The organism is Bradyrhizobium sp. (assembly GCF_035309285.1).
Classification (GTDB): Bacteria; Pseudomonadota; Alphaproteobacteria; order Rhizobiales; family Xanthobacteraceae; genus Bradyrhizobium.
Window position 1 is genome coordinate 19063 of the sequence record NZ_DATGFH010000043.1, and the last position, 12477, is coordinate 31539.

Annotated in this window: 11 protein-coding genes and 1 pseudogene; 1 reads left to right on the forward strand and 11 read right to left on the reverse strand. The window is 63.6% G+C overall.

All coding sequences use genetic code 11. The features are described 5' to 3' along the window. Nucleotides 1-149: 149 nt before the first annotated feature. Nucleotides 150-1016, forward strand: a complete 867-nt coding sequence (locus tag VKR55_RS08940; protein WP_324401950.1) for a hypothetical protein — start codon at nt 150-152, stop codon at nt 1014-1016. Nucleotides 1017-1355: 339 nt separating this feature from the next. Here VKR55_RS08940 and VKR55_RS08945 read toward each other — a convergent pair. The 11 genes and pseudogenes from VKR55_RS08945 to VKR55_RS08995 all read right to left on the reverse strand — a co-directional run. Further along, a pseudogene (locus VKR55_RS08945) lies at nt 1356-1577 on the reverse strand (hypothetical protein); the annotation flags it as partial. 124 nt (nt 1578-1701) lie between these two features. Then, a complete protein-coding gene (serS, locus tag VKR55_RS08950) occupies nt 1702-3039 on the reverse strand; it encodes a serine--tRNA ligase (protein ID WP_324401952.1) in 1338 nt (445 codons plus the stop codon). A 116-nt stretch (nt 3040-3155) separates the two neighbouring features. After that, nucleotides 3156-3968, reverse strand: a complete 813-nt coding sequence (gene tatC, locus VKR55_RS08955; RefSeq protein ID WP_324401954.1) for a twin-arginine translocase subunit TatC — start codon at nt 3966-3968, stop codon at nt 3156-3158. After that, complete coding sequence (gene tatB, locus VKR55_RS08960) at nt 3965-4483, reverse strand: Sec-independent protein translocase protein TatB (protein WP_324401956.1); 519 nt, start codon at nt 4481-4483, stop codon at nt 3965-3967. Before tatB ends, tatC begins: the two co-directional genes overlap by 4 nt. Nucleotides 4484-4572: 89 nt before the next feature. Next, complete coding sequence (locus VKR55_RS08965; protein WP_324401958.1) at nt 4573-4812, reverse strand: twin-arginine translocase TatA/TatE family subunit; 240 nt, start codon at nt 4810-4812, stop codon at nt 4573-4575. Nucleotides 4813-4981: 169 nt separating this feature from the next. After that, nucleotides 4982-5707: an SMC-Scp complex subunit ScpB gene (scpB, locus tag VKR55_RS08970; RefSeq protein WP_324401960.1), complete on the reverse strand. Its 726-nt coding sequence runs from the start codon at nt 5705-5707 to the stop codon at nt 4982-4984. Nucleotides 5708-5725: 18 nt separating this feature from the next. Beyond that, the gene (locus VKR55_RS08975) at nt 5726-6550 is read right to left on the reverse strand and encodes a segregation and condensation protein A (protein ID WP_324401962.1); all 825 of its coding nucleotides are present in this window, start codon (nt 6548-6550) and stop codon (nt 5726-5728) included. Continuing rightward, nucleotides 6547-7575: a beta-N-acetylhexosaminidase gene (gene nagZ, locus VKR55_RS08980; RefSeq protein ID WP_324401964.1), complete on the reverse strand. Its 1029-nt coding sequence runs from the start codon at nt 7573-7575 to the stop codon at nt 6547-6549. The genes VKR55_RS08975 and nagZ overlap by 4 nt, the downstream gene beginning before the upstream one ends. Nucleotides 7576-7661: 86 nt before the next feature. Beyond that, on the reverse strand, nt 7662-9230 hold the full coding sequence (locus VKR55_RS08985) for an SPOR domain-containing protein (protein WP_324401966.1): 1569 nt from the start codon (nt 9228-9230) through the stop codon (nt 7662-7664). 118 nt (nt 9231-9348) lie between these two features. Continuing rightward, nucleotides 9349-11145 (reverse strand): arginine--tRNA ligase, encoded by a 1797-nt coding sequence (gene argS, locus VKR55_RS08990; RefSeq protein ID WP_324401968.1) that lies wholly within the window; start codon nt 11143-11145, stop codon nt 9349-9351. Between the two features lie 9 nt (nt 11146-11154). Further along, nucleotides 11155-12366: a deoxyguanosinetriphosphate triphosphohydrolase gene (locus tag VKR55_RS08995; protein ID WP_324401970.1), complete on the reverse strand. Its 1212-nt coding sequence runs from the start codon at nt 12364-12366 to the stop codon at nt 11155-11157. Between the last annotated feature and the right edge of the window lie 111 nt (nt 12367-12477).

The window sequence follows — 12477 nt, forward strand, 5'->3', positions numbered from 1 at the left end:
TTATCCGGTGCGGCGCGAACAGGCAAACGCGGCAGCCGGCTCAAAAATCGACGAATTGTTAAGCCGGCACTTGCTTTTGCGCCCATTGCGGGGCCACTAAAATGCCAGATGGCCTTTGCGCCGATGTTGAATGGCGACGGGGTTTCCGCATGACCCGCATTTTTGCCGCGACCGCTATTTTGATTTGTTTGGCCTTTTCCATTTCGTCTGCGGCGCACTCGCAATCGAATTCCGCCACCGATCACGGATGCTTTCCCTGGCAGGAGTTTCGGAACGGCCAGTGCGTTGCCAAGCCCGCGAACACGACGCCGCTGCCGCCGGCGCCTGCACCAGCCGTCACGCCACCCGCCGTCACGCCGCCCGCCCCGCCGGCGCCACCTTCGCTGGCGGCGAGCCCTTGCCTTGAGGGCGGCTTTAAAAACTCGGCCGACGAATGCGCCTGCCCCACCGGCACGCATGCGGATATTGCGAGCGGACGCTGTGCCGCCGACATCGCCGTGCAACAGCCCGAAAATCTTACCTGCGACGGCGGCACGTTGAGCAACGGCGCCTGCGTCTGTCCGTCCGGCTTCAACCTGATGCCGGCCGCCGGCAATGCCGGGGGCGGGACCTGTGTTCGCACCGATGCCGAAAATTGCCAGGGTGGCGAATTGACTGTCAGCGGCCGATGCTTATGCAACGGCCAGGTGACGATGTCGGGTGAGACCTATTTGCTCGCTTATTCCAATGGCAAATGCCTGCCGATGAGCTGTCCGGTCTCCGCCATGAAGGATGGCAAGTGCGGCGCGACCGCTTCAACCCAGCCGACTGCCGAGCCTGAGACCAAACCTCGGCCCGCACCGAAGGAGACCAGGCAAACCAGGAACCATCCGGGCGAAAGCGAGCATCGCCGGCATTGCGGACGCGGTATGGTCCTGACGCGCGTAGGCTGCGTGCCGGCAGAGCGGCGTTTGAACGACCTCTACCACCAATATTACCGCAACTATCAATTCCCGGGCATGGCGCCGCCCAACTGACGGAGCTTGCGGCCGCGGCGCTCAGTGCCGAACGCGCCAGCGCGGCAGGAATTTCGCCGACACATGCTCGATCCGCATCGCAAGCGGCCGAGATTTTGGCTGTGGCAATTCAATCGGCATTTGTGTTGCAGGAGGCTCAATGGCAGGAGGCTCGGCCGGCGGCGGGCTGGACTCCTTCGGGCTCGGCTTGGGCAAGATGGTTTCCGGCGGGCTCGCCTGTATCGGACCGGCTTTGGTCACGCCGGTTGTCGTCAAAGGCGGCGCAGCTTTCGGCGTCTCCGGCGCGGACGGCTGAAGCAATTCCAGCACGCTTTCAACCAGTGGAAGACCTTTTTTGCGCGGTGGCTCGGGAAAGCGTACCCGCGCGACGTCGAGCGCTCTGTTGAAATCCTCGATGTTGATCCAGGCCAGCGCGCGCATGCGCTGCGGCAAGTCGTCTTCCCACAGCCGCGCCGCCTCGACATCGAATGCGCCTTTCAGACGCTGGTCGACCGCCTGCACCCCGAAACCGGTCACGGCCCATTGTCTGCCGACCCAGAAGATGTCGCGATGCAGGGCCATCGGAACGCGCTCTCGCTGCGGAGAAAATTCATATGTAAACAATAAACACAGGCCGCGAGGATACCGGCGCGCCCGCCATTCGCAACAGCGAACGCGGGCGCGCCTGAAAAATCTGCAGCCGCGTTCAGGCGTCGTGTGCGATGACTTTAAGCCCGCCCATATAGGGCTGCAAAACGTCGGGCACTGCGATCGAACCGCCCTGCTGCTGATAGGTTTCCATGACCGCGATCAGCGCGCGACCTACCGCAGTACCGGAGCCATTCAGCGTGTGCACGAAGCGCGGCTTGCCGTCGGAGCCGCGCGAGCGCGCATTCATGCGCCGCGCCTGGAAATCGCCACAAACCGAGCAGCTCGAGATCTCGCGGTACGCGCCGCCCTCGCCCTGACCCGGCATCCAGACTTCGATGTCATAGGTTTTTTGCGCCGAAAAGCCCATGTCGCCGGCGCACAATGTCATCACGCGGTAATGCAGATCGAGTTGTCTCAAGACCTCCTCGGCGCAGGCGAGCATGCGCTCATGCTCGTCGCGGCTTGTCTCTGGCGTCGCGATCGACACCAATTCAACCTTGTTGAACTGGTGCTGGCGGATCATGCCGCGGGTATCGCGTCCCGCGGCACCCGCTTCCGCGCGAAAACACGGCGTCAACGCCGTGAATCGCATCGGCAATTCCTTGTCATCGACGATGGACTCGCGGACGAGGTTGGTGAGCGAGACTTCGGCGGTCGGAATCAGACCGAGCCGCTCGCTCTTCAAGCGCTCGTCGGGCGAAGCCAAGAGCTCGCCCTTGATCGCCCAGAACTGATCGTCCTCGAATTTCGGCAACTGGCCGGTACCGAACATCACATCGTTACGCACCAATAACGGCGGATTGATCTCGATGTAGCCATGCTCATTGGTGTGCAAGTCAAGCATGAATTGCCCAATGGCCCGCTCCATCCGCGCGAGGCCTTTTTTCAGCACGACAAAGCGCGCGCCTGACAGTTTCGCGGCTGTCTCGAAATCCATCAGACCGAGGCCTTCGCCAAGCTCGTCGTGCGCCTTAGACGCATAGCCATACTCGCGTGCCTTGCCGAAGACATGGTGCTGCACGTTGCCATGCTCGTCGGTGCCGTCAGGAACTTCCGGCGCAGGCAATGGCAGGTTCGGGATCGCCGCCAGCTCTTTTGCCAGCTCCTCATCGGCCTGCTTGGCGGCGGCCTCGAGCTCCGGCAGCGTCGTCTTCAGCTTCGACACCTCATCCATCAAGGCCTTGGCGCGCGCTTCGTCCTTGGCTTTCTTGGCATCGCCGATCTCTTTCGAAGCCGCATTGCGCCGCGCCTGTGCCTGCTCGGAGGCGAGGATCGCCGTGCGGCGTTTCTCGTCGATCGCAAGCAGCGAAGCGGACAGTGGCTCAAGCCCGCGCCGCTTCAGCGCGGCATCGAAGGCTTGCGGATTGTCGCGGATCGCTTTGATGTCATGCATGGCTGATGGCCCTTGAGTCGCGCCGTTATCGAAGGCGCCTTCCAGTAACCCGAATGGTCGTGATTTGGAACAGCCGCCACAGCCGTCAACGCGGCCGGTTTGCGGCGAAAGGCGCCCTACTCGGCGGGATTGGCCGCCGGCGGAGCGCCGGTGGTAGAGCTTTGCCGCGCGGCGGCAGCCTTCTTCTCGACCACGCGCACAGCAATGATCGAGCCCTCATAGAGGGCAAGCAGTGGCAGCGCCAGCGACGACTGGCTCAACACGTCAGGCGGGGTCAGGACGGCCGCGATGATGAAGGCGACCACGATGAAGTAGCGACGCTTGCTGCGCAGCATCTGCGAGGTGACGATGCCGACGCGGCCGAGAAGGGTGAGGATCACCGGTAGCTGGAAGGCGATGCCGAAGGCGAAGATCAGCGACATCATCAGTGAGAGATATTCGCCGACCTTGGGCAACAGCTCGATCTGCGCGGTGTCAGGGCCGCCCATCTGCTGCATGCCGAGCGAAAATCGGATCAGCATCGGGAACACCACAAAATAAACCATCATCGCGCCCATCACGAAGAAGATCGGTGTCGCAATCAGGTAAGGCCGGAACGCGTTGCGCTCGTGGCGGTAAAGGCCGGGCGCGACGAATTTGTAGATCTGGGTGGCGACAATCGGAAACGAGATGAAGCCGGCACCGAACAGCGCGAGCTTCAACTGGGTGATGAAGTATTCGAGCAGCGCCGTGTAGATGAATTTCGAATTTTCGGCGCCCGCGACCAGCACGAACGGCCAGACCAGGATGTTGTAGATTTGCTTCGCGAAGAAGAAGCAGAAGATAAAGGCAATGGCGAAGCCGAGCAGCGCCTTGATCAGGCGCGAGCGCAGCTCGATCAGATGGTCGAGCAGGGGTGCCTTGCTGGCCTCAATATCGGCGTCGGTCATGACGCTTTGGCGTCCTTGAGCTCGTCGGCGGCGGCCGGTGCGTTGTCCTGTGGCTGAACCTCGCGGGTGACGGCGAGCGGCTCGGTGGCTTCGTGCGTGGTTGCTTCCACCGCTTCGTGTGTGGTTGCTTCCACCAACGTCTCGGGTGCCGGAGCTTCCGGTGTCGTGGGCGTGGTCGGAGGCTCGATCATAGGCGTCGCCGGTGTTTCGGCCGGCTTGTCGACATCGTCGATGCTCAGTGCTTCCGTGACGTCCTTGGTAAGCGAGGTTATCAGACTGCCCTTGGAGAAGCTGGAAGCAGCCTCCCTCACCTCGTCAAAGCTCTGCTTGAGATCGGCCATCTCCGCTTCGCGCATGGCTTCCTGGAACTGGCCCTGGAATTCGGCGGCCATCTTGCGGGCCTTGCCCATCCATTGCCCCATCATGCGCAGCACGCCCGGCAGCTCTTTCGGGCCGATCACAATCAGCGCGACAACCGCGATGAGAAGGATTTCACTCCACCCAATGTCGAACATGAAAGATTCCGCTCACGCGAAGTCGCCTCGCCCCGATGCGTCGACAGCGATATGGGGCCGTCCGCGGCTTGCCAATAACGTCCGGCTCGTCAGACCGCCTTGCTGCCGACGTCCGTCCGCGCAGACGTGGACGACGCGTTGCTGTGATCGATGGACTTGACCGCATCGTTGGGCTTGTCGACCGCAGTTTCGTCGTCGCGCATACCCTTCTTGAAGGCCTTGATACCCTGCGCCACATCACCCATCAGATCCGAAATCTTGCCGCGGCCGAACAGCAGCAGGACCACTGCGATCACCACGATCCAGTGCCAAATGCTAAGCGAACCCATCCTGCAACCCTCCAACACCAATGGCCGGTCACCCAGCCTGATCTCATCGGAACGTAGGCTTGGGAGGCGTCAAAAACAAGCACTTAGGCGACGTCAAATCGTGAGTGACGTAACCGTAATGTGGCTACCGTTAACCGGCGCGGAAGCGCCCTTACAGCCTACGAAAGGCTTAGCTTTCGCCCTTGTCGCCGCCGCCTTCGGGCTCGACGTGCGGCGCCAGCGTCAGTTCCAGGTCGCCGGGCTCGAGCGGATCCTCGTCCTCGCGAAGCGTCGGATCGTCCGAAGGAGTCGGTACGGTGAAACCGGTCGGCAGGCGCGAGTCCAACAGGCCTGTGCCCTTCAGCTCATCGAGGCCCGGAAGGTCGCCGAGCACTTCCAGGCTGAACTGCGACAGGAACGTCTCGGTGGTCCCAAACGTCAGCGGCCGGCCCGGCGTCTTCCGCCGTCCGCGAGGCCTGATCCAGCCGGTCTCGAGCAAGACATCGAGCGTGCCCTTGGAGGTGACGACACCCCGGATCTCCTCTATCTCGGCGCGCGTCACCGGCTGGTGATAGGCGATGATCGCCAGCACCTCGATCGCCGCGCGCGAGAGGCGCCGTGTCTCCGTGCTTTCGCGCGTCATCAGCCAGGCGAGATCGCAGGCGGTGCGGAACGTCCATTTGTTGCCGATGCGTACCAGATTGACGCCACGCGTTGCATATTCCGCCTGCAATTGCGCGAGCGCCGCCTTCACATCGACCCCATCGGGCATGCGCTTGGCAAGGGTGGCCGTATCCAACGGTTCGCTCGACGCAAACAGCAGGGCTTCGAGAAGGCGCAACTCTTCGGGCCGCGCCTCGGGGCCAGCGGGAATGTCCTCGGCTTCATCCATGCGTTTTTCCGCCAGGCTTGCCATGGCCTCTCCTTCCTTGACTTACTGATCCGACGCCGCCACCGGCCCAGGGGCCTTCGGCGGGCGCTTTCGGAAATAGAGCGGCGCGAACGCCTGTTTCTGATTCAGTTCCATCTCGCCTTCGCGCACCAATTCCAGCGCGGCCGCAAAGCTCGACGCGAACACGGTGGCGCGTTGCGAAGGATCGGCGATGTAGCGCAAGAGATATTCGTCGAGGCAGCCCCAGTCCTCGGTGTCGGCCATGCCGATCAGACGCTCCAGCGAGGCGCGCGCCTCGGCGAGCGACCAAACGGTGCGCTTGGCCAGATGCACGCTTGCGAGCACGCGGTTCTGCCGCTGCGCGGCGTAGGCGGTGAGAAGGTCGAACAGCGTTGCCGTGTATTTCGGATGACGGATTTCCGCGATCGCCTCCGGATTTCCTCGCGGGAAGATATCGCGTTGCAACTGCGGCCGGTTCATCAGCCGGTTGGCGGCTTCGCGAATGGCCTCGAGCCGGCGCAGCCGATTGGCAAGGGCGGTTGCCATCTCTTCGGCACTCGGCCCTTCCGCGGCCGGCGGCTCCGGCAACAGGAGGCGCGACTTCAGGAAGGCAAGCCACGCCGCCATCACGAGGTAGTCGGCGGCAAGCTCCAGGCGGATTTTTCGCGCTGCCTCGATGAATTGCAGATACTGGTCGGCAAGCGCGAGAATCGAAATCTTGGCAAGGTCGACCTTCTGCGTCCGCGCCAGCGCGAGCAACAGGTCGAGCGGACCTTCAAAGCCCGCGACATCGACGACCAGTGACGGCTCGTCTTGAGCCAGCTCCGCCGGCCGGCCGGTCTCAAATGACAAAATCTCAGCGGTCATGCGTTCGCCGCTCCCAGACGACCGATCAATCCATCCAATTCCGCCCGCGCCGCCGCCCGATCGAAGGGTTTTGTGGGCGGCTTGCGCGACGCCAGCGCCGCCCTCGCTCGGTCCAACGCTTTGCCTGACAATTCGGGCGCCTCACGGGCCACATCGCGCATTTCGCCAGGCTCGCCGCTGCAGTGCAGAACCATGTCGCATCCGGCGGCCAGCAAGGCCTTTGTCCGCTCGGTGATCGATCCCGCCAGAGCGTTCATGCCGACGTCATCACTCATCAACAGACCCTGGAACCCAATCAAGCCGCGAATCACCTGTTCGATCATTGTCGCAGATGTCGTCGCCGGTTGGGCGGGATCGTAGGCGGTAAACACAACATGTGCGGTCATGGCCATCGGCAGATCAGCCAGCGGCTTGAAAGCCGCGAAATCGATGCGTTCGAGCTCGCTTTTGGGCGTATTGACCACCGGCAAGCTCAAATGGCTGTCGGCCATCGCCCGCCCATGCCCGGGTATATGTTTCAAGATCGGTAAGATACCACCTTGCTCCAAGCCCTCTGTCACCGCTCGGGCAATCGCCGCGACCTTCTTGGGTTCCGCACCATAGGCACGATCGCCAATCACATCGTCCGCGCCCGGAACCGGCACATCCGCCAGCGGCAGACAGTCCACCGAGACGCCGATCTGGCCAAGATCATCTGCGATCAACCGCGCCGAGAGCTTTGCAGCGGCCAAGCCGAGCGCCGGGTCAATGTCGTAGAGTTGCCCGAACGCAGCGCCGGCCGGATAGAGGGGCCAATTTGGCGGCCGGAACCGCTGCACCCGTCCGCCCTCCTGGTCCACCAGGATCGGCGCATCCGGCTCACCCAATGCGTTCCGGACGTCCGACGTTAGCGCAGCAACTTGCGCCGGCGTTTCGATGTTCCGCCTGAACAGGATGAAACCCCACGGCCGCTCGGCACGGATGAAGTCGCGCTCGGCTGCGGTCAGCGTGGTTCCGGACAATCCGGTGATGAATGCCTTGCTCATGCCGCGCGGAATAGCCCGCGGCCGTGAAAAGGGTCAAGGAAACCGCGAGTTTTTCCTCTGGATGGTTCTCTATACGCCGGCCCGGCTTACGGGACGAAGCATTGGCCGCCGGCGGCCTTGTAACTCACGCAGAAATGCGTGGCCTCTTCCCGCGACGCGAAGGGACCGACCATCGCCCGGTAGCGGATGCCCTTTTCGCCGAGATCCGCCCGCTTGATCACGGGCGTGTGCGAGCCAAGCTGATCCGGATACTTCCTTTGCAGCGCGCGGAACGACGCCTGCGCTTCGGCTTCAGACGTCTGTGAGGACACTGCCACCAGGAAGTGACCCTCGGCAGCCGGCGCTGCCTCGCCTGCCGCTGGCGCGATCTGGGTCGGCGTGGTCGCGGCCATGCGGGTCCGCGGTTCGGGCGGTGGAAGGGACGCTTGCGCCGCGTCAGGCGACAGCGACAAGGGTGCGTTGGCCGCTTGCTGCGGCGCGCCGCGAGCGGGCGCCACTTGCCGAGTCACTGGCCTGGTCGGAACGGATGGCGGTGCCGCCGTTGCAGTCGGTGCTGCCGCCGCCGTGACCGGCGCAGCGGCCGCATCGGGCTGGTCGCCATGGATCGAGAAAGTTCTGATCTTGCGCGGCTCGCTGTTGGGCATGACGCCGTTCGAAGCCGCCGCTCCCGACGCGGCGCCGGGCGGCCCCGGCATCGTGCTCGGCGACACACTGGCAGCCGTTGGCGGGTTCGCGTTCTGATTAAGCGGCGGGAACACAACACGCGGACCGGAAGTCTGGCTGTTGACGTCGACGGGCGTCTCCTCGCGCGGCACGATCTTTTCAGCGCCATCTCCGGTCGGCATGCGATCCGGCGCCTTGCCTGACGAATCCGACGACGGCGGGATGATCTTGGTCGGCGAGTTGTCGGCCTTGATGATCGGCGGCTCGCCGCTGCGGGGCGAGCCGACATAGCTGCGATATGCGAAGGCTGCGCCCGTGCCGACCACCGCCAGCGCGAGCACTGCAGCGACCGTGACCAGCCCGCCGCGGCGTTTCGGAGGCTCCTCCGACTCTTCTTCATAGCCCTCCTGGTAGGCGTAGGGATCGTCGGGATAAGCCGGCTCGCGCTGAAAATCCTGCGCGCCGTTTTCGAGCTGGCCATACAGCGCATCGTCATAACGCGATGGATCCGACTGCTCGTCATATGCAGGCTGACGATAGTCTTGTTGCTGCGCGGGTGCGGCGTAACGATGCAGCGGATGCACGGCGCCCGGCTGGTCGTCCATCTGATCGTCAAACGATGGCTCAATCGGCGCTTGCTGCGCGGTCTGCCGTTGCAAATTCGCGCGCTGCATCCATGGCGGCGGCCCTGCGGGCAGTTCGCCCTCCTCGTCCTCGTATGGCGCCTGATATTGCGGCTGCTGCGGCGGATAATGTTGCGCCGGCGGCGGCTGATATTGAGGTTGCGGCGGATAAGCCTCGCGCGGCCCAGCGGCGCGCTGCGGCGGCGGATTGGGAGCGCGATCCGTCGTCGCACCGAACGGATCGGTCTGTCCGATCAAGCGGGCGAGTTCGGCGAGCGGGTCGCTCTCGCCCCCTCCAGACCCGTGAGGATCACCGCCGCGACCATAGCCGTCAGCAGGGAAAGGTCTGTTCGGATATCGATCAGCCATCGTGATGATGCGTCCCCTTCGGGAAAACTGCCCCACCAAATTTCCAGGGCGGACCGGCCCCACCGGCTCGTCCAACAGGTCCCATCTGGCGGCGTGGGTCGCCCCAGCGGCAGAGAGATTACCGCATTTCGTCCGGGGCGTGGACGCCCAAAATGCCTAACCCCGACCCCAAAACCGAGACGACAGCCTGGACCATCGCCAGCCGCGCCTTGGTAAGGTGTGCATCATTATTGATAATGAAGCGTAAATAGGGCAAATCGCGCCCCTTGGTCCACAGCGCGTGAAACTCGCTGGCGAGATCATACAGGTAAAATGCGATTCGGTGCGGCTCATGGGCGGCCGCCGCCCCCTCGATCATCCGGGGATAGAGCGCGAGCCGCTTCAAGAGGTCGAGTTCCGCTGGATCCGTCAGCCGCTCGACTGGGGCCGAGGCCAGATAGGCCAGTCGCGCGCCCTCCTCCGCGGGCAGATCGTGCAGCACCTCCTCCCGCGCGTTGCGGAAGATCGAATGGCCCCTGGCGTGGCCGTACTGCACGTAAAATACCGGATTATCGCGCGACTGCTCGATCACCTTGGCAAGGTCGAAATCCAGCACGGCGTCATTCTTGCGATAGAGCATCATGAAGCGGACGGCATCCTTGCCGACCTCGTCGACGACTTCGCGCAGCGTGACGAAATCGCCGGCGCGCTTCGACATCTTCACCGGCTCGCCGTTGCGCAGCAGCCTGACGAGCTGGACGATCTTGACGTCGAGCGCCGCCTGTCCGCCGGTGACCGCCTTCACCGCCGCCTGCATGCGCTTGATGTAGCCGCCGTGATCGGCGCCCCAGACGTCGACGAGATCGCGAAAGCCGCGGTCGAACTTGTTCTTGTGATAGGCGATGTCGGAGGCGAAATAGGTGTAGCTGCCGTCGGATTTGAGCAGTGGCCGGTCGCTGTCGTCGCCATAGGCGGTGGCGCGGAACAGCGTCTGCTCGCGATCCTCCCAGTCTTCGACAGGCGCGCCCTTCGGGGGCGGCAGCCTGCCCTCGTAGACGTCGCCCTTCGCGCGCAGGAAATCGATGGTCTCGGCCACGCGATTGTTGCCGCTCTCGATCAAAGAGCGCTCCGAGAAGAACACGTCTTGCTCGATGTTGAGCGCGGCAAGGTCGCCCTTGATCGCTTCCATCATCATCGTGATGGCCTTGGCACGCACGATCGGCAGCCATTGCGCCTCGCTCATCGCGCGGAGCTTGTCGCCATGCTCTCCTGCGAGCGCCTGCCCCACAGGCTTGAGATAATCGCCGGGATAAAGCCCCTCCGGAATCGCGCCGATGTCCTCGCCGAGCGCCTCGCGATAGCGCAAGTAAGCTGAGCGCGCGAGCACATCGACCTGAGCGCCGGCATCGTTGATGTAATATTCGCGCGCCACGTCATGGCCGGCAAACCTGAGCAGGCTTGCCAGCGCATCACCGAACACCGCGCCGCGGCAATGGCCGACATGCATCGGTCCGGTCGGATTGGCCGAGACATATTCGACATTGACCTTCGCGCGTGAAGCGTCCTTGGCCCGGCCGAACACCTCGCCCTCGCCCAGGATCGTCCGCAGCGCGTCGATCCAGGCCGAGACCTTCAGCGTGAGATTGATGAAACCGGGGCCCGCAACATCGACCTTCTCGACGAGGGGATCGGCGCGCAGCCGCGTAGCAATCGCCTCCGCCAGATCGCGCGGTTTGGCCTTGGCGTCCTTGGCGAGCACCATTGCCGCGTTAGTCGCCATGTCGCCATGGCTCGCATCGCGCGGCGGCTCGACCACCACCCGCGAGAGATCGATGCCGACGGGCCAATTGCCTTCCTTGGCGAGCGCGGCGCAGATCGCGTGCACGCGCGCAAGCACATCGGCAAAGAGATGGAGCGAAGTGGGATTGTCGGCCATGGCCGCCGCCTAACGCAATTCCGGGGTCGAGTCAAAAAGCCTTTGATGCTCGGTCAATGCGAAGCGGTCGGTCATTCCAGCGATGAAATTGCCGATCCGCCGCGCGCGGGCGGTCTCGCTCTCGTGCGCGGCCCCTTCGAGCCATTCGGGCGGCAGATCGTAAGGGCTTTGGTGGTATCGCGTGAACAGGTCGAACACGATCTGCTCGGCCTCGCCCATCACGCGCATCACCCATTTGTGCCGGTACATATGCTGCTTCAGGAACGCCTTGATGCCGGCCTCCGCTTCTGCAACGCCAGGTGAGAACGCAATCAATGGCCGGCCATGGCGCCGGACGTCGTCGGCCGATTGCGGCCCGGCGAGATCGAGCCGCCGCCGCGCTTCCGAGGCAACGGCGCCGATCAGGTACGAAATCAATTCGCGCACGAGCTCGGCGCCGCGCCGATCCTGATCGAGGCGGGGATAATGCCGATCGATCGCGGCGATCATTTCGGCAGTCAGCGGCATCGCCTTGAGATCGTCGACGTTGAACAGACCGGCGCGCAGGCCGTCGTCGATATCATGCGCATCATAGGCGATGTCATCAGCGATTGCCGCGACCTGCGCCTCCAGCGAGGCGAAGCTCCAGAGTTCGAGATCGTAGGTCTTCACGAAATCGGCGATGACGAAGGGAATGCCGCCGTGCTCGCGATAGTCTCCGATCGGCGCCCCGGCGCGATCGGTCAGCGGGCCGTTGTGCTTGACGATGCCCTCCAGCGATTCCCAGGTCAGGTTCAGCCCATCGAATTCGGGATAGCGATGTTCCAGCGAAGTGACGACGCGCAGCGATTGCGCATTGTGGTTGAAGCCGCCATGCGTCTTCAGGCAGGCGTCGAGCGCGCGCTCGCCGGCATGCCCGAACGGAGGATGGCCGAGATCATGCGCCAACGCGAGCGTCTCCGTCAGATCCTCGTCGAGACCGAACTGCCGCGCCAGCGCCCGGGCGATCTGGGCAACTTCCAGCGAATGGGTGAGCCGGGTGCGGTAATGATCGCCCTCGTGGAACACAAAGACCTGGGTCTTGTGTTTCAGGCGGCGGAACGCGGTGGAATGGATCACGCGGTCGCAATCCCTGCGAAACGGGCTGCGGGTCTTGCTCGGCGGCTCGGAAAACAGCCGGCCGCGGCTCCGGTCGGGGTCGCAGGCACAGGGCGCGCGGGGGGCAGCCATTCCGACCGACACGGCAGTTTGATCCCTTCAAGTTGATTCCGCTCGCCGGGGCACTTAACTATCTAGCTAGCCGCTTACCAAATGAATTGGGCATGACGCGGATACGACCGGAGAGACCTCTGC